The sequence below is a fragment of the Paenibacillus sp. GXUN7292 genome (assembly GCF_050864975.1).
Classification (GTDB): domain Bacteria; phylum Bacillota; class Bacilli; order Paenibacillales; family Paenibacillaceae; genus Pristimantibacillus.
Window position 1 is genome coordinate 1 of record NZ_JBOZWO010000064.1, and the last position, 19,039, is coordinate 19,039.

Below are 19,039 nucleotides of genomic sequence, written 5' to 3' on the forward strand. Positions count from 1 at the left end.
TTATTGCTTGTTACCCCTATTCACAATGAATCGACACGCCCCGCGTTAAGCGCAGCCTTTCATTAAAAAGTATTCTATTTCGCAAAGCGAAGCGTTTTAATCTCAAACGGACGAAATGCAAGCTGGACCTGCTGCTCGCTGCTTTCTGCCTCATGTACATACTCTTCGATCAGATTAACCAAACAGGCTTTGCTGAAAGAAAAATCAGTATTTACAACACATCCTCCGCCCGTTCCTTCTGCTTCATACATCCGGACGATTAGGTCGCCACTGCGATCTTCCGCCAGCTTAATCGTTTCAATTATAATATGACCAGCCGATAACTTGAACAAAGAGCGGAACCCGCCATCGCCTTGCATCGCAAAGGCAGGATGATTGAGCTCATAGCCCGCACGGATAACTCCGCTATCAGCAAACGATCCAGACCAGCCCTTCATAACGTAGGTAAACTGGTGAAGCCCAATGTCCGCATGCATATCAGGGGCCAGCGCAGCTTTCAGTAAAGTTAGATTAATGCTGTTTTGGGTCACATTCACCCCGTATTTGCAATCATTTAACAGCGCCGCCCCGCGGTTTGGCTCCGCCAAAGCTGTCCACTTCTGCTGGCTCACTTCAAATTGATCCGCATCGTGCTGCCTTGAGCGATGCGTAGGCCGCTTTATATGCCCAAATTGAATTTCATGCATAGCTTCGCTGCTGTGCACATCGACCGGGAAGCATACTTTCAGCAGCTTATGCTTCTCCTGCCAATCGATCTCCGTTTGAAACTCCAGGCTATTGCAGCCGCGTCTCAATACAACCAGCTGAGTCATAGACGATTGGTTCAGCTTCCGTCTGATTCTAAGTGCTGCAAACAAAGGTCCCGCAGCAACCGCTGTTATGACTGCTGTTTCCGGAAGCTCAACCGGCTGCTGCTCATACATCGATTCAATTTCCCAAGCATCGCAAATGGTCGGGACATCTTTAAACATACGGAAAGCATTGCATCTATCCGCAGCCATATTATGTCCTGTAGCTTTTTCTATAAAGCTAGTAATTTCCCCAAACTCGTTAAATGTTACTGCAATGCATTCATTTTCAAGCTTTCTATGCTCGGCTGAGGCAATTAAGCTGTACTGTGAAGCATTTTCACCTTTGTATGAAATGCCAGCTTCAGCAGCAGCGTCCAGCGTAATCCAGCCGGCAGCCGGTAAATCCACCTCAGTATATTTAGCGCCGTCCAGCTCCTGAATCTGGCAGCCAGGCAGTGAAACGATATCCGAAGGCAGCTCTATCAAAACTTTTCTCTCCCATGACAAGCTGTTGAATACGGTCAGCTTGTCAGGCGAAGGCTTGATCCAATCATTAATAGCTGCCTCTTTAATTTGCTGTGCAGCCTGCTCCTGCTTCCGGTAGCTTTCATCCGCCTCTATTGCTACTTGCTTAATACAGGAGCCTGGCAGTATATCATGAAACTGATTCAGCAGTACTTCCTTCCACACCTGCTCAAGCTGCTCCTGCGGATACGCATACTCCTCGGCCCAGCTAGCCCAGGCACTCCAAAACTCGGCTTCCCGCAATGCCGCCTCGCTGCGGCGATTGCCCTTTTTCAGTTTGGCTTGCGATGTTAATGTGCCTCGATGAGCCTTTAAATAGAGCTCGCCCGTATACACGGCCTCCTGTAATTGCTGTACTTGCAACTGCTCAAAAAATTGCACTGGATGGCTCATTTGCATTCGCGGAGCCCCTTCCAAATCTTTCAATCTGGAGAAAAACTCTAAATGATCGCGCGTTGGCCCGCCTCCGCCGTCACCATGGCCAAATGGATAAATAAGAGAGTCCAGTACATCGTGCTGCGGTGTTCTTTCCTTCCAGGCCGTCATTACCGCTTCCGGTCCAACTGGAGCAGAATAATTCAAATGCTGGGTTGCGAGTACTTCAGTCCCGTCAATTCCCCTCCATCTAAACGTGTGATAAGGAAATCGCTCTCCCCTTACAAAGTTGGATATAAGCTTGGAGGTAGAAAAGTAGGATACACCGCAGCCGCGCATTATTTGCGGCAAGGAGCCGCTAAAGCCAAAAACATCGGGAAGCCAAAGGAGCTCGCTCTTTATGCCAAATTCCTCTTTAAAAAAGGCTAAGCCGTACATAAATTGCCGTATCAGACTTTCACCGCCGGGCAGATTCGTATCAGACTCTACCCACATAGCTCCCTCCGGCATAATCTGACCCTTGCTTACTTTGTCTGCAAGGCGCTCGTACATTTGCGGATAGTCGCGCTTGGCTATCGTATACAGATAAGGCTGGCTTAAAATAAACCGATAATCAGGATATTCATCCATTAAAGCCATTTGCGTCGAGAAGGTGCGGGCTGTTTTTCTTCTAGCCTCCGCCAGCGGCCACTGATAGCAAATATCCAAATGGGAATGACCGAAGGCATACATCATAGGCGCTGTCGAGCCATTGCGGCACGCAAGAAGCGGCTGAAGTCGCTCTCTAGCCTGGTGAATCGTTTCAAGCAGCTGTGCAAAAGGCAGCTCAAAGTCAACCAATAGCGTAAAATCCTTCAAGCCTCGATCAATTTGCTGGGCACGCAAGGAAGATGGCTCCAATTGCTCTCGCAGCTGATACAGCGTCTCTACATCCAGCCACAGCTGATAAACCTCCTCATGCCATATGCCAAAAGTGCTGCTTCCTACTTTCACCTGGGCGCTTGGCGGCTCGGGTATCGTCAATCTGCCCGGAGGAGTCGGCCCTGCATGCGCAACCCGAATGCCGTGACCGGAATAGCATTCAATAAGCAGATCATACTTTTTACCGTAGCTTCCGCTGCGGTCCAAAGTAATGCGATTCAGATGCGCAGGATTAATCTTTTGCCAATCCTCAAATCTTCTGACACAGCCTGCCGGCTGTTTATTTATAAATACCGCACTCTCGCCGCCAGGCTCCAAATGAACGGCAATTCTTTGTCCTTCCGCTTCTTCGGGCAGTTCAATAGAGCCCCGGAACCAGCCATACTCCCATTTTGCTCCCCAGCTTGTTCCTTCAGGATATGGCTTAAACGACCGCTGCTCAGCCTCTTGAGCCGACAGCCGCTCAAACGTCGTGAAGCCTTCCAGATCGATATGCCCTAAAACGGAGTAATAATGGCGTGTCAGCTCTTCCTTCCACATTTCCACCCGATTGCGCCATTCCAATGGTAATGTCATCTTTTGCTCACCTCTGCTGCCTCCATTGCGCCTTTTATTAAGAAAGAAAGAGCGGCCCCTCCTTTATCGCTTACACATATTTCATTAAGATAATGATGGCCTGCTTCTGTCCAACAGCCGATTCCAACAAGCGAATAGTCTTGCGAAGCGACCCAAGCTCCTTTTGCTATCGTAATCGGGCTATCTGTTTTTTGTTCCAGCAGAAAAGAAGGCGTACTCCAGGCCCGCTCACTGACATGAATAAGCGAGCCGACTCCGCAATGGGCTTGCTCTCTTATTTGCACGATCAGTCCCTCCAAATCAGATATAAATCCGATTTCCTTTCCGTTTTCAATATTGTCGGAGCAGGCAGCTATAGCAATATTCAGCTCGCCTTCCCAATAGGATGGGCTTAGTTGAATCTCATACCGGCTATTGGCTGCATATATCGTAAGCTCTTCCACACTGATTGGCCGTTTTAGCTCCAGGCAGGTTAATGTCCACAACGTTGCAACAGAGCTGGAATCAAGCTGCTTCTCGTTCAGCAGCCCTCGCAGCAATATAGCTTGCTCCGTACAGTCAACGATCGATTTGCAAGCAATGAACTGGAAGCCCTCGCGGCTAGCGAACACTACTCCTTCTATTTCCCCCGCCTCATCATCGCCCCGTTTAATTTCCAAAGGAATAACTTCAAACAATACATCTACGCCATAGGATTGCACGAATACATCTGCAAGCAGCTGAGCAAAGACCGGTTCGATCCGTTCATCCTTTATCGCATCATAAGCCTTTAGCAGCTCGATCCATTCCTTAACGATCGGATAACGTGCAGCTAATTGTACTGCGGCATGCAGCGGCAGTCGTGACAGTCCGAATTCGTGCATCAATGAGGTGCTGTCAGCCAGTATAATGACTTTTCGACCTTGCGCTGCAAGCGCACAAGCGTGCAATACAGCTGCCGTCCCGCCTCCGGCGATTGCAGCGTCATACTGTTTGTTAAACATCCGCTTGGCCTCCTTCCCAGGCTTCCTCAGACGCCAATAAATGTTCTATCTTTTTCAGAGATGCCTGTGCTGCCTGTCTAATAATTTCATTGCTGTCCTGCAAAAAAGGCTCGCAATATTGTACAGCGCTCGAGTCTCGGCATTTCGCAGCAATAAGACCCGTCCATAGCGCCACCAGCCACTTCGTATGAAGAACCGCATTAGACTCCGGCGGGGTATAATAGCTGCCCGCTTCAGGGCTAGCCGCCCAGCGCTTTAAACGTTCCATCAGCAAAGCCTGCTGGCTTGTCTCGAGCAGCGTGCAGGTATGATACAAATATTGCAGCATGCAGCTGCTAATGCCCGCGTTATGGTTTTCCTCCAAGGCAGCTATCGCATGCTCTGTTCCTTCGCTGCTATTTAAAAAACGGAGGAGTACAATTGCAGCTACCCAGCGCGGAAGCGAACGCGGATGTTCCCTGCTGCTATTATCCTTCGCCTGCAGCACCTCCAGCAGCACCGGAATTGCCTCTTCCGAGCCCAGCAAAGCCAAGCCAAATGCAGCTATTCGGCGGCGGGCATACTGATCCGATATTTCTAGCACAATTGAGAGGGGCTTAATAGCTGACTCGCCTATCGTCCAAAGCCACCAAACCGCTGCCCCCTCTTCTTCTGATCCTAAATATTCGCAAAGCTGCTCGGCTAACTGCTGCTTCTGCCCTTCATTTAATCCTGTTACATAATCATAGGTCAAAGGCATCGCTGCAAGAGAGCCGCTTTGGAAAAGCAAATTTGTCGTCTGCGATCTCATTATATCCGTTTCATTCAGCACACCAAGCTCAACCAGTCGCTTTTGCAGCTGCTTGACAGATAGCTGCCTTGGCTTAATAAACTGCTGCGCGCTCATTGCAGCTGCAACTCCTGCCGCTTCGCCGATTTTCTGAATATCACGCTGCATGCGTACCGCCATCGATACATCCCGGTCGACGGATAAAGCACGGCTTGCCACAAGCAAGCCTTCAATGCCGCGAGGAAGCAGGGAGCGGTAAGGGACGTCACACCAATAGCCGCTTTTCTTGAACATATCCAATACGATCAGCCACATTTGCGCAAAATCAGATTCATTGCCAAGATCCCTCGCATGCGTATCATAATGAGAATAAGAACGTGCAATCACATCATCAAAATGGCGATCGTGCAAAAAATCGCTTATATTCATTTGATAATCGCCAACGATATGGCGCCCTTCCCTTACACCTAATTTAGGAGCAATCGAAGCGAGATGTCTGCCGGCCCCATTCCCTTTTGTCAAATAATGCAGCAGCCGTTCCCGTCCTTCCCTATAAGCGCGGCTTACGTCCTGAACGCTGATCGACTGCACCCAGCCGGCATCAAAATTGCGGAGGCTAATTTGCAGCTCGCCTGTTTTCTCATTTGCATCCATAATGCGAGGGGTTAGTGAATAGCTATGCGTCACCCCATCCCATTCCCTGCCTGTCGTATAAGCAGCGCCGGCAGCGGCACATACATCGCCTTCCGATGTGCAATCGACAATAACCTTGGCATAAATGTGTACCCGTCCGTTAGGTCCGGCAGCTGCAATGCCGATCACTTTATTTCCTTCCATCAGCACCTCGCAGCAAATATGGCCAAGCAGTACTTGAACGCCGCACTCTTGCAGCAATTGGCTGTATACGGACCGCTTAGCTTCAGGATGCGAAAGTGAATCTCTGCCGCCTATCACCCGCTGACGCGCCATCACTCGTTTATCTACTTTATTTTGCAGCCCGCCGCGCGAACCGAAGTGATAGCCGCTTACATTTGAGCGGGTTGCAACTCCACCGACGGCATCATCCATCTCTACCATACATACAGACACACCTTCTCGGGCTGCCGCTATCGCAGCATTGCAGCCGGAGGTACCGCCGCCTGCCACCAGCACATCTATTACAATGCTTGTTGCATTCATCACCTTTTCACCCCTGTCTATAATCAAGCCCAATCTTCCTGAGGGCATTCCACCGAGCTTTTTAAGGTCCAATTAACATACAGGGAGAACGCCATTCGGCTGTTCTCCCTTTTTCCTTTATTGATTTAATTAGAACCTTCCATTTGCGAAATGTATGCATTCATTTCGTTTACGTATTGCTCACCGTCATTTTTATACCAGCCCTCTAGCAGCTCATCGAACTTAGATACCGGTTCTTCGCCCATAATGATTTTCATAGTCGTTTGCTGCCATACTTTCGTATAATCCATATAACGCGGCTGCCTCGCCGCTTCAGGAACAAAAGCATTATCCTTGGCCGGTACAACCGTTTCAATCGATTTTTCCAACCATGGTACAATTTTGTCAAGCTGATCCTTCGGCGTGCCTACAGACAAGAAGAAGCTTATATCATTGGCACGGCGCATGGACGAACGGCGGAAGTGAGCTGGCGGGGCAGGCTCATCCATTTTAACCTTCGCGCCATCCTTCAACTGGTAATCAATGCCTTCGTAGCCATCGGACGTCTTCTCCCACATCTCGTCGGATATCCAGGAATTTAGGAAATCTACAATTTTTTGAGGATTTTTTGCGTTCGACGTAATCGCCCAGAATCCCCAAAGACCCGTTGAAGCAGCCTCCAAAGAACCGCCCTCGACTACTCCCTGCTCATTTTTAACGAACAAATAAACGAGATCCGCATCCGGCACATTTTTTCTAAGATCATTTACAATACCGCCATAATGGCCAGAAAAGCCAGGGTATACGCCGGTCAAGCCTCTAACGAAGCGCTCACGCTGTTTCGTGGTGTCATTGGTGGCAGAATCCGGATCAAAATAGCCCTTTGTATACATTTTCGCCGTAAATTCAAGCGCTTTTTTGTAGCTATCGCTGTTTGTGTCATACATTGGATTCATATATTTACCGTCTTCTGTCTTTTGCCAGCCCGTTAATCCGAAGGCTCCCGGTGCGATTACATTCAGCACTTTATTGTTGTCATAAGCGCCGCCATAGCCGTAAGTATCTTTCTTATTATTTTTATCCGGGTCGTTAATAGTAAATTTCTCAAGAATTTCCTCAAACTGCTCTAATGTAATTTCAAAATTTTCAGGGATGTCAAACTGGATGTTTTCCAGCCAATCTTTGCGGACAAAATACCCGTCGTTACGTACAACTGATGTACGGGGTATACCGTAAATTTTGTCATCTTGATTAATGCGAAGCTGATCCCATGAAGCCTGGTACGTATATTCCTGCAAATGTTTTGCGTTCGCAATATATTCATTCACAGGAATAATAATGCCGTCCTTAACCGCATTTTGGAAGCCTTGATCGGCGGTATCATTAAACATGACGACATCCGGATACTGGCCTGAAGTAAGCATAAGCTGCAGCCGCTCCGCATAGCCTGTCGCAGGCGGCACTTCAAACTCAAGCTTAATATTATTCATTGCTTCAATCTCGGCAATAAACTTTTTATCGCTTTCTGTTTGTTCTGGTGTGCTATAGTTAGCCATTACTTTAATCGTTACTGGCTCTTCGGGCTTGTTATCGGTCGGCGCAGCCGCAGTTGGCGCAGCTCCATTCCCCGGCGATGCTGACGGAGTGGCCGATCCGCTCCCGCAAGCAGTCGCAGTCAGCATTGCTGCTATAATGGCAATTAGACTAAAAGAACGCTTCCATTTAGAAAATGCTTTCATATTCATTAACCCTCCTGTATGTTTTGGTGCTTGCCCATAAAGTGCAAACAGCTTTTTATCCTTTTACTGAGCCTAGCATTATGCCCTTAACGAAGTACTTTTGCAAAAATGGATAGACGAGTAAAATGGGTACCATAACTAGCATCAGCGTCGCATATTTAATCGTCTCGCTCGTCATCAGCTCGCCTTGCTCTGCTGAATTTGCATTTTGGGCCATCGCGCTGGCGCCTTCTATTACTTCTCGCAAATAAAGCATGAGAGGCCAATTCTCGCTGCTGCGAATGTAGATAATCGCATTAAAAAAATTGTTCCAATAGGCAACAGCTGCAAACAAGCATAATGTTGCAATAATCGGCTTCGACAAAGGCACAACGATGCGGAACAAAATGTATGGGTCCGATGCGCCGTCGATTTTGGCTGCTTCCTCTATTTCTTCCGGCAAGGATTCAAAAAAGTTTTTCATCAGTATTAAATTAAAACCGCTAACCAGTGCCGGCAAGACGAGCGCTGCCAGTGAGTCAATCAGCCCTAGCGAGCGCATAAGGTAGTAATTCGGAATAAGGCCTCCGTTAAACAGCATCGTAAAAACAATGAGCACCATCAGTGTGCTTCGGCCGCGCAGCACCTTCTTCGACAAGGAGTAAGCTGTCAAAATATAAATCAATATGCCAATTGCGACACCGCTTACGGTTACAATGATCGTGTTCGCATAACTGCGCCAAAGCATGCCATGCTCAATAATTTGCTTATATGCGGATAAGGTAAATTCTTTGGGCCATATCATAACCGGATTATTGACATACGCATTATACGAGCTTAACGACACCGAGGCTACATTAAGAAACGGATAAATCATAATCATACAAATGAGCACAAGAAGCGTATAATTCAGAGCATCAAAGAAGCTTATTTTTGAACGGGTCATATGCACTCCCCTACCACAGTTGATTTCCAAAAAACTTTGCAACCCGATTGGCTGCCAGCACCATGACTAATCCTACCGCCGCCTTAAACAATCCAACTGCAGCCGCAAAGGACATCCGTCCATCCAGCAAGCCGATTCGATAGGTATAAGTTTCAAATACATCCGCGACGTCATAGGTTGACGGATTATACAATAAAAATACTTGTTCAAATCCGTTATCCAGTACATGGCCCAGCTGCAGTACAAGCAGCACCGTAATTGTCGTAGCGATACCCGGCAAAGTAATATAGCGCATTTGTTGAATACGTGATGCGCCATCGAGCTTGGCTGATTCATATAATGCTGGACTGATGCTTGTCATGGCTGCCAGGTATATGATCGTGCCCCAGCCGGCCCCCTTCCAAACCTCTGCTGAAACGAGTATCGTTCTAAAGTATTCTGCCTTTAAAAGAAACGAAACCGGTTCATAGCCAAGCCACTGTATGACATAATTGACTGGGCCTGTAGAAGGCGATAAAAAATTAATAATCATGCCAGAAAGCACTACCCACGAAATGAAATGCGGCAAATACAGCACAGTCTGACTAATTCGTTTGAAAACCATATTGCGTACCTCATTTAACATAAGGGCCAGCAGTATTGGCGCTGGAAAACCAAATACAATATGGTAAAAGCTTAAAATTAAAGAGTTGCGCAATACTTTGTAAAAATCAGCTGATTGGAATAAATATTGAAAGTTATCGAAGCCAATCCAGCTGCTGCCCCATATCCCCCGAACTAGGCTGAAGTCTTTAAAGGCAATGAGCACGCCAAACATCGGAATATATTTGAAAATCAATAAATATAAACAGCCAGGAATTAAAAAGATATAAAGCCACTTATATTTTATTAGATGCTTGCCCAAAGTCATTTCTCTTTTCAGCTTTAATGGCTTGGGCGCTATAATTACCTCTTCACGAAGCATATCGCTGCCTCCTTTCCTCGTTAATGTCGCTTCATCCATTGTGGCGGGCTTTGATATACTTCAATGATAGGTTTGAAAAAACTTACAAACAATCCTGCGTCATTTACATTTAAGGCTGCTTCATTATCTGTTTTATGAAAATACTATCATTTCCAAATTTTTCGGAATTACGAAATTGACTCAAACGGCATGCAATTTAGGCAGCTTCATTTCCACAATTGTTCCAACCTCCAGCTTGCTGCGTACGGTCAGCCCATACGGCTCGCCAAATGCCAGACGGATGCGCTGATTGACGTTTCGAAGTCCAATATGCTCATTTTCTTGCAAATGCTCGCGATCAAAGCTGTCATTTAGTGCTTGTACTACCGAACGGGGGATGCCGATCCCATTATCCCGAACACGCACAATAATATGATCTTTATGAGAAAACACGCGTATCGTTATAAGGCCATGATGCACGCTCTGCTTAATCCCATAGTAAATTGCATTTTCTACAAGCGGCTGGAGAACAAGCTTAACAATTTTGCAATCCATTAGACGTTCTTCCACGTTATATTCAAAGCTGAATTTATCCTTGTAGCGAAGCTTCTGCAGCTCGACATAGAGACTGACATGCTCCAGCTCCTTCCGTATCGGAACAAGGTCATCCTTTGTCTCCAGTGTGAGACGAAGCAATGTCGATAGCGATAAAATCATTTGAGTAGCTTCATTTTTACCGCTCGACAGCCGCATAACCTTCCAATTGATAGATTCCAGCGTATTGTATAAAAAATGAGGATTAATTTGCGCTTGCAAGGCAATGGCCTGAGCTTTGCGCAGCAGCTCATATTTCTCCTTCAGCTGCGCCTCGGCATTTTGCTTTTGATGATAGGAAGCCGTCAAATTGCGCAGTATGAACTCTGTCTCATTCCTCTTCTTATCTTCAAGCTTGCCTAACAGCATAAACGGATTTTCTTTGTTTTCAATCAAGGATAAGATTTGACGAATAGGACTATAGCTTCTTACAGCTATGATGAAGGCAAGTATAATGGAAGCCAGCACGCTTACAATAAGCAAAATTATAGTCAAATCTATTACTCTGGCCTGTTCGGAATGGTATCTTTCCAAGGAATTTACCGAAACATATTTCCAATTGCCAATCGTTTGGGATGGCAGCTGGGCGATAACCTGGCTGTAGCCGTCCTGCTTGATCATATAAGTTTCCAAATCTTGCTGCAGCAGCTCATGAAGCATTGGGTCTGCTTCCAGCAGCGATTGGTTCAGCAGCCCAGAGTCAGGGCTGTAAACGAGACGCTCCTCCTGGTTCAATAAATAAATACTGCGCTTCTCCACACTGCTTAACAGTGCGTTTAAGCTATCCAGATTCATATTGATAGATACACTGCCGCTATTTTCCGGACGGTTGCGAAAAGCCGAAGCATCGTTAATAAAGCTTAGAAGCGAGCTCTGGCCATCCTCCGTCGCCGCTGCAAGCCAATAGTGGGAAGAAGCAGAGCTGCCGCCTTGCATATTGGGCTGCCAATTATAATAAGCATCGGTTTGGGCTGTGCCGGAGCTGGCCATTAGCAAATAATCATTTAGCTCTGAATAAATAAATATAGAGTCAATATAGGAGCTGGTCAGCTTCACGGTTTGCAGCATTTGCTGAATGCGCAAAATCGTTTGCGCATCGTTGTAGCTAAGCGGGGAAGACAATTTTTTACTCAAAAAAAGCAGCACATCAGGGTCTGCTTTCATTCGAACAGACAGCTGCTCAGCATCAGACAAAATCAGATCCATAGATGCGCGAATACCGGCCAGCTCATTTTGCGCCGAGCGCTCGATTTCTGCACGCATATCGGCATCGTTATGTGAATAGACAAAAACGCTGATTCCCACCATTGGGACGTTAATCAGCGTCATAATAAGTATAAAATTGCGCAGCAATATACTGTTGAATTTGTAATGACGAATGTAGCGCCAAACATTAATAGGTAGCGTTTTCATAGCTGATTCCTGTATTCAGAAGGAGTTAGCCCTGTCTGCCGCTTAAATAATTTATGGAAATACTTTGTATTTCTATACCCTACCAAAAAACCGATTTCGTAAATTTTGTATTTGGGATCCTTCAAATAGTCCATCGCCTTTCTCATGCGAATATCTGTACAATAATCAGAGTAAGTTTGTCCCGTCTCTTGTTTAAACAGCCTGCTGAAATAAACCGGATTCAGCCCTACATGGCATGCTACCTCGCTTAACGAATGATCCGTTTCGAAATGCTCATCAATAAACTGCTTTGCCTGCCGAATAATGATGCGATCATCCGTATAGGTTTTGACCCCTTCCTCTTCGGCATCCTTTTCTGCTTCGCTCAGCTCAGAGATACGATTGCAGGCTTCAATAAGCTCCAGCATAGTGGCATATAATTCGAATTGCTCGAGCCGGGCAGACAAGCTTAGCAATGCGGACAAAGAGTTTTGTATTTGTAAAAAATACTGCTCCGCCTTTTTTTGAAACTGTTCATTTGTCATTTCGCACAGCGCAATTCCAATGATAAAAAATTGCCTCTCCGCTGCATGTACGCAAATATAGGAAATTTGCTCGCGCTCTTTCGTAATGGCGAGTGTAATAGATTGATAAATATCTGATTTTATTTTAACTGGACCGCTGGACATATCTGACCATTCTGCTTGCAGCAAGCAGCATCTGCTGTTTACAGAGTCGACTAACAAGCCAGTTTGCTTCAATTTGCTATGCAATTCCTCTGTATTTCTTATTTTAGATCCGTTTTGCAGCAGATTGGAAAAAAACTGCTCCATGAGCAGTGGTCTAAGCGTTTTGACATGTTGTTTTTGTTGGTATTGCTGTTCGCGTTCCCTTTTTTCTTGAGCTAATTCCTCACCAATTTTATTAAATACAAGCGCTACCTCTTCCAAATCCGTAGGCTTAAGCAAATAGTGGGAAACATTATAGCGAATAGCTGCCCTGGCAAGATCAAATTCTTGAAAGCCGCTTAAAATAACGACCTTTGTATTCAGCTTTTGGTTATAGACGTATTGAGCCAGATCTATGCCGCTGACATAAGTCATCTTAATATCCGTTAAAATAACGTCTACCTGATGGTCCTTTAAATAACGGATCGCATCTTGCCCGTCCTGAAGCTTCTCGATTACCATAAAACCAAGACTTGACCAGTCTACTAAATCAGATAAGCCTTCTCTTATTTCTTCCTCATCATCTACGATCATCAGCCTATACATGTTTAATCCCCCCAAGCAGTAATTGCTGGCGCCGTTTGAAAACGTTGTCAAATTACATTTTATTATAATTGTGCCACGCCTACGGCAACAATCCAACTATTTTTACATTTAGGGCGGTAAATTTTACTTTTGATTGTCATTTTTAAAAACAAAAGGACAAGCACTGCTGATTGCAGATACTTGTCCTTTTGTCTATATGGCTTTACGACGTCTATTCAACAACAGTCCATGCTCCCGCCAGTTGCGGTAAGATCGTTAACGTTATTTTATAATCCGCTGCACTGAAAGGCTGGCGCGCCACTTGGGAGGTAGCAGGAATAATGAATGTCACACCGCCATTATTTGGCCGAAGCTCTGCATTTTTAATAAAGCTGTCCAGCTGCAGTACCGTACCGTCACTTTTCTTTTTAATTTCTCCCGAAACTCGAAAACCATTTAATGCCCCTTTGCTTATTTCATCCAACGTATATGGTGAATTGATTTGAGGAATGACGAAGCGCAAGCCATCGGCTCCTGTGCCGCCATAGGAAACAATTTGATCCAGCGGTGAACTGAAAGGAAGCTCGTTCCAATAACGCGGATAGTGGACAAATAGATCAAAATCATACGTATCCCGTTTATATTCCGCTAAAGGAACGTCCTGCGTAGGCTCTATTACGATTGTAATCGTATCGCTGTTGCGATCCTCATTATTTAAAATGAGTGTGTCCAACGAAAGAACAGACTGATTCTTTTTATTTATAATGCTGCCGCTAATTCGCATCCCTTTTAACATGCCTTCCGTTACATCACGCGGAAATTCCGAACGAGGAACGACTAGACGGATTTCATTATTCAAAGCGTTCATCCCGGCAAAGTTGACAGCTACAGGATTAGGCACATTCTCTATTACATGCGATGCAGGTACTGAAACGGACAACTGTATCGAATAATCTGCGTACTCAGCCAAAGGCACCGTTAATGTAGGCTTAATGTGGAAAGTCAACAGGCCTTCCATGCTTCCCGCCCCTGCTTGAACCTCAACAATTTCACTGCGCAGCTGTTTGACAGTCCCGTCTATTTCGCTTGTTAATGAGCCAGACACCTTTTTTCCTTCGAATGCTTCATTCCATTGACTCGATTGTGGAGTAATCGGAAAGAAGTCCTCTACTGGAACCGTGAACTTAAGCAGGCCATTGCTAATACCGCTCTGTTGTACCCAAGAATTCATCTCCACTGTTGCTTCCGGCTGTACAGCCTCATTTTCGATTACAATTCCCGGATTTGTAAAAGCGGACGGCTTTAATTGTCCTCCGCCCAGCCCTTCAAGGCTGCCGTTTTTAGTTGCAGTCAGTTCATATTCAAATGGTGTAGCAGGATTATCCACCTTAATAAGAAACTCATAAGGATACTCAGTTTTTTCTTGTATAAATGTCTGCTCGCCAAGCTTGTAATGAATCGTCAACTTACTTGTAGAAGGGCTCAGATCGGATACATACACATACGCATAATAATGATCAGGAGCAACCTGGATAACATGCCCTTTTCCTCTGTCGTGCTGAGCGGTTGTCTCTTCCAAATCATTGGATATAGCATAGCTGCCGTTTGCAAAAATCGGCGCCTGCACATTAGCAATTTGATGCAGCAAAAGCGATTGGATGCCCTTAGCTGGAATTTCTATCGTAAATTCGCCATTCACGATATTTATAGTGCTCATGCTGCCATCCGCATCATATAAGTCAGCTGTACCGGTATAATTAGGGTCAGTTTTCTCACCGAGCTTAATGGTCGTGTTAATTGCTGCGTTTCCTTCATTCATAAACGCAAGACCCAGCACACCGTCTTTTCTGGCCGCAATATAGTCAATTCCCGGAGAATCAGGCATAACAATCCCCCGATCCAGCCATAGCCACATATCATTTTCATTATAGAAGGTGCCCGGCGCGAATCCGTACTGATTACTTGTAAAATAAGCATATCCAGATTGATACAATGATGGAAAAGAAATATGCTGCTCTGATTTTACCCATGCGCTATTGATTAAGAAATCTTCCAGCATACTTATAAAAACAGGCAAATGGTGCCAATAAATTGAAGTGTAATCAGGACCCGCATAAGGATAATTCTCTTTCATCTGATGAAATATAATACGATCCTGATAGTAGCCTGCATAATTGCCGAAACGGCCAATCATCGCATTTCGAGCCATCGTATAGAAGAAAGGATCATCCGCATACACAGAAAGCTTCGACAGCATGCCAGCCCAATTGTTCATCGTGACAACATTGCCATGGCCTGGCGTTACCGTATGCTCCGTTCCCATGCCAACCCTGCCGCCCAGCCAGCCTGGCGCTGTTTCAGTAACGAGCGGAACGCCCAGCTCCTGAGGGGACTTTGCTTCCCCGTCAATATTGCCAAGCCGCCATTGCTGATCGCCATGCCACCAGAATGTAGAGTTTTCTGCCCGCAAAAGACGCGGTCCTGTCTTTTCTTGCGTTACGGTATAATCCGTTTCTGCATAATTACTATGATAGCCGGTCATCCAAAGCCCGGTAAGCAGCAGCTGGGCATTTTGTTGCGCACCCGCCAAATACTTTTCTTCTCCCGTTGCCTCATAGGCTGCCATCAGGGTCGCGACCATCGGTATATAGTCGCCGTAAACAAAATTGCTAATAAATCTTTTTTCGCGATTGCTGCCTGTATTCGGGTTGTTCGATAAATATTGATCAGCCAACACCAGCAATTTATCCATATACTGTTCATCGGCTGTATACTTGTACATCATAGCCTGATCGGCAATACCTGAAAAGTTAGCTTTGGCCGATGCATGATGCAGTGCATAATCAAGCAGAAATGGCATGCGGCCTTGCGTCATTTCGTATAGTCCTCCATACACATGCGCCGGATATTTTTCGATTGGACCGCCTATAGGTGTAGGCAATACATCTGAATAGGACGCCCCTCCTTTGCTATCAGTTTTTTTGAAATGATAGTTTTGTCTGCTCAGCATAAAAGCAAGCGTCGGAATAGCACGTTTATCCAATATCTCCTCGTCCTCTGTCAACAAATAACGCTGCAGCGCTGACATGCTGTTGGACAATGTGGTCATATCGCGCTCTTCCATATTGTAGTGGGCCATGCTGTCAGAATCCCAACCGCCGTAATCATCATCCATCATCAAATCAGTTGCATTATAAATAGCTTCATTTAAGGAATGAAAATAGTTGGTGCGCAAATCTTTTACTTGATACAAGTCCTCGCTAATATGTCGGAAGGTATTATACCACGAGTCTCGCTCATGAATAATCCGGTAAGAAACTGAATAATCGTCCCCCGCTTCAAACAAGCTGTGCTCCGTGCCGAACATAGGCGCTGTGAACTGCGGCCTTACATCGCCGTTAGGTCCGCGCAGCACCAGTCCAAAGGTTGACGTATCCGGATAGGCAAAGTCCTGGGGAACGGAAGACGGGTCCATCACAATGCCTGCCGTCATTTCATTTCCTTGAAAACGTTCATTGCCAGCAGCGAAATGCAGCGTCGCCATTGGCGTCAACAAATAAGCTTCCGGAATAGTAGAAGCCTGGTCAGGAACTGTCTTTTTCACATACAGCAAAGGAGCGGTGACCGTTTCATAATCCTCATACGCTGTCTCGTTACCGTTATAGAACATAAACGAGTAAGCCCCATTTTCCGTAAAATGAGCATCCAAGGTTACTTTAGGCTCATAGCTGAGATCGTCAAAAGCAAATTGAACGGACAGCTCTGCTTCCGTATTGGAAAAGCTAAGATTGATTTGATTATCGCTTACTTTTTCAAATCCGCTAGGAATAAACCATACGGGATAGCCCGAGCGGAAGAAATCGTTCACTACAGAATGAATTGTAGTTCCATTGACATTCAGCGACTGCTTGAACTGTGCAAATTCTCCCAGCTGCCCTGCCAATTCACTGTGAGCGGCCGACATCATTAAAAAGCCAAGCTCATCTGTTTTAGCTTTTACTAATTGCCATTGCCCCTCAGCTTTAATGTAAATTTCGTTTTGCACCAAATCGCCATGCTCGCCTTCTCCGCGGAAAAACACGATTTTAACCTTTTCATTTTCAATGGAGGCCGATTCTAATGCTTGTACCTCTTCCTTAGCCCAGTCAGGAAAAGCAGCGCTTGGCAGAAAGGCAAACGGATCCTCCGGCTCTGCAAGCTGTTTAAGCTCTTCCAGATCTTCCGGCGGAACCAGATTCAAATCCTTAGTCAAGAAAAAACCTTCGCAGCGGGCAAAATATGCCGATGTATCATGCAGCGTCAATTCATGCATTCCGCTGCCAAGATTGAAGGTTCCGGCTTCTGTCCAGCGGAACCCTTCTTGGCCATGGGTGCCGAATGTCTTATTAACAAGATCACCATCCACCCCTACATGAAACGTGCGAGTACCTGGCTGATTCGTCGCATAATCACGATCCCGAACCCATAGCTTATAGTTGCCTGCGGATTGTATTTTAACTACAGCAACGGCTGGTTCTCCGCCGCTTCCTTCAGACTCGCCAGGTGCCGAGCTTGAGCGCCCAGTCAAATGCTCGCCAGTCAATGTCCAAGAGCCAAAAGACGTGAAATTTCTAGGAATCAAATAATAGTGCTGCTTCTCAGCCTCGCCACCATTGGAGTTTGCCGCAACCCATATTTCTCCCCTCTGAAGCAATAACGGAGATAAAAACAAGACTGCAGCTAACAAAAGCACTACACTTTTTTTCACAATTGATCTCCCCTGTCAAAGATTAAGTCAGGCTTTTTGAAGACCTTGAAACCGCTTGCAAGTTACAAGACGCGTTGCTGTTCTAAATGGCTTACACTGCTGTGTTAAAAGTTTGATGGTTTTTTGTGTCGGTCTCTAAAAGCCTGCATTATTATCCTAGTGATGATTCAGTTTTCATACAACCCTGCTATGTTTACTTTTAGGGTGCCTTAGTTAGCTTATACAAGGATAAACGGCTTCGTATGGCACAACACCCCCTATAATCAACTGCCATAATTACCTAAACATTCCTGTAGGTGCTAAGTTTTAGATTTGGACAAAAAAAGGGGCGCCTCGTATGATAGGGGTGTGACGGGTCGGATGCCCTAAAAACCTATCAGGAGGCGCTTATTATGAAGTTTACTGGAAAAGCTGCAATAAATCAACGGATTGATCGAATTACCAATAATCATGCCGTAGTCGGGATCGATATTGCCAAGGACGTACACGCTGCTCAAATTATAGATTTTCGCGGGCGGGAATTGGCACGTCGTCATCTTAGTTTTACGAACACGCGAGAAGGATTTGAGAAGCTGGTTAAATGGATGCATGAAGTGAGCTCTTCTCATAACAAATCCTCGTTTCTCATCGGTATGGAGCCCACGGGCCATTATTGGCACAACCTTGCAGAATGGCTGCTGGAGCAGAATCTCGAAGTGGTGTTAGTGAACCCAGTGACCACGCATCGTAACAAGGAAAACCGCGATAATAGCCCATCGAAGAACGATCCGAAAGATGCGCTTGTGATCGCTGACGTGGTCAGTCGCGGCTACTACACCGACTATGCACCGCAAGCGCCTGTATTTGAGCGAATTAAAGTTGTCATGAGCTCGCGCGAATATTGGTCTAAGCAATCCATCAGTCTAGGCAACCGCATTGTGCGTTGGATTGATCTGTACTTCCCAGAGTTTCGAAGTATTTTTACCGAATGGGATGGTGTTCGTTCTCTGGCCACATTAAAGGCCTTTGCATTGCCTGATGATTTGCAGCAACTGGACGTGGATAGCGTACTAGAAGGTTGGCGTGAACAAGGGATGCAGCGCCCGGGTGGTTCTAGTGGTAGAGCAATAGCAGCTAAGCTTCTAGCAGTTGCGGCATGTAGTATAGGAAAGTCGGGCACCAGTGATGCCGCGCGTCAAGACATCCTGCGACTGCTACAATTTTATGAAGAGACGCAACGCGTACTGAGCGAGATGCAACTAGAGGTTGAAGCCCTCTTGGAGCAAGTCCCTTTCATTGAACAACTCCGTAGTGTGCACGGTCTAGGCACGATTACGCTGGCCTGTCTGCTGGGTTGTGCCGGCGATCT

10 protein-coding genes are annotated in these 19,039 nt (G+C 46.0%); 1 reads left to right on the forward strand and 9 read right to left on the reverse strand.

Annotated elements, in window-relative coordinates; all coding sequences use genetic code 11:
* Positions 1-74: 74 nt before the first annotated feature.
* The 9 genes from ACRRU2_RS27375 to ACRRU2_RS27415 all read right to left on the reverse strand — a co-directional run bounded on the left by ACRRU2_RS27375 (position 75) and on the right by ACRRU2_RS27415 (position 17,691).
* The gene (locus ACRRU2_RS27375; RefSeq protein WP_432506527.1) at positions 75-3,188 is read right to left on the reverse strand and encodes an alpha-mannosidase; all 3,114 of its coding nucleotides are present in this window, start codon (positions 3,186-3,188) and stop codon (positions 75-77) included.
* Positions 3,185-4,171 carry an FAD-dependent oxidoreductase gene (locus ACRRU2_RS27380; protein WP_432506529.1) on the reverse strand — a complete coding sequence of 329 codons (987 nt, stop codon included), beginning with the start codon at positions 4,169-4,171 and terminating at the stop codon, positions 3,185-3,187. The genes ACRRU2_RS27375 and ACRRU2_RS27380 overlap by 4 nt, the downstream gene beginning before the upstream one ends.
* A complete protein-coding gene (locus ACRRU2_RS27385; RefSeq protein ID WP_432506531.1) occupies positions 4,164-6,119 on the reverse strand; it encodes an FAD-dependent oxidoreductase in 1,956 nt (651 codons plus the stop codon). Before ACRRU2_RS27385 ends, ACRRU2_RS27380 begins: the two co-directional genes overlap by 8 nt.
* A gap of 125 nt (positions 6,120-6,244) precedes the next feature.
* Positions 6,245-7,837, reverse strand: a complete 1,593-nt coding sequence (locus ACRRU2_RS27390) for an extracellular solute-binding protein (protein WP_432506533.1) — start codon at positions 7,835-7,837, stop codon at positions 6,245-6,247.
* Positions 7,838-7,892: 55 nt separating this feature from the next.
* Positions 7,893-8,762 (reverse strand): carbohydrate ABC transporter permease, encoded by an 870-nt coding sequence (locus ACRRU2_RS27395; protein ID WP_331697128.1) that lies wholly within the window; start codon positions 8,760-8,762, stop codon positions 7,893-7,895.
* Positions 8,763-8,772: 10 nt separating this feature from the next.
* Positions 8,773-9,726: an ABC transporter permease gene (locus ACRRU2_RS27400; RefSeq protein ID WP_331697129.1), complete on the reverse strand. Its 954-nt coding sequence runs from the start codon at positions 9,724-9,726 to the stop codon at positions 8,773-8,775.
* Between the two features lie 180 nt (positions 9,727-9,906).
* A complete protein-coding gene (locus ACRRU2_RS27405) occupies positions 9,907-11,712 on the reverse strand; it encodes a sensor histidine kinase (protein ID WP_432506536.1) in 1,806 nt (601 codons plus the stop codon).
* Complete coding sequence (locus ACRRU2_RS27410) at positions 11,709-12,965, reverse strand: response regulator transcription factor (RefSeq protein WP_432506538.1); 1,257 nt, start codon at positions 12,963-12,965, stop codon at positions 11,709-11,711. Before ACRRU2_RS27410 ends, ACRRU2_RS27405 begins: the two co-directional genes overlap by 4 nt.
* A gap of 211 nt (positions 12,966-13,176) precedes the next feature.
* Entirely contained in the window at positions 13,177-17,691 is a 4,515-nt protein-coding gene (locus tag ACRRU2_RS27415; protein WP_432506540.1) for a hypothetical protein, read from the reverse strand.
* 392 nt (positions 17,692-18,083) lie between these two features.
* Between ACRRU2_RS27415 and ACRRU2_RS27420 the strand changes: the two genes are divergently transcribed.
* A partial coding sequence (locus tag ACRRU2_RS27420; RefSeq protein ID WP_432506542.1) for an IS110 family transposase occupies positions 18,084-19,039 on the forward strand: 956 nt, incomplete at its 3' end.

Excerpts from the sequence above, each read along its gene's own strand:
- ACRRU2_RS27380 (WP_432506529.1), bottom strand. The coding sequence starts at position 4,171 with ATGTTTAACAAACAGTATGACGCTGCAATCGCCGGAGGCGGGACGGCA.
- ACRRU2_RS27395 (WP_331697128.1), bottom strand. The coding sequence starts at position 8,762 with ATGACCCGTTCAAAAATAAGCTTCTTTGATGCTCTGAATTATACGCTT.
- ACRRU2_RS27400 (WP_331697129.1), bottom strand. The coding sequence starts at position 9,726 with ATGCTTCGTGAAGAGGTAATTATAGCGCCCAAGCCATTAAAGCTGAAA.
- ACRRU2_RS27385 (WP_432506531.1), bottom strand. The coding sequence starts at position 6,119 with ATGAATGCAACAAGCATTGTAATAGATGTGCTGGTGGCAGGCGGCGGT.
- ACRRU2_RS27410 (WP_432506538.1), bottom strand. The coding sequence starts at position 12,965 with ATGTATAGGCTGATGATCGTAGATGATGAGGAAGAAATAAGAGAAGGC.
- ACRRU2_RS27405 (WP_432506536.1), bottom strand. The coding sequence starts at position 11,712 with ATGAAAACGCTACCTATTAATGTTTGGCGCTACATTCGTCATTACAAA.
- ACRRU2_RS27375 (WP_432506527.1), bottom strand. The coding sequence starts at position 3,188 with ATGACATTACCATTGGAATGGCGCAATCGGGTGGAAATGTGGAAGGAA.
- ACRRU2_RS27390 (WP_432506533.1), bottom strand. The coding sequence starts at position 7,837 with ATGAAAGCATTTTCTAAATGGAAGCGTTCTTTTAGTCTAATTGCCATT.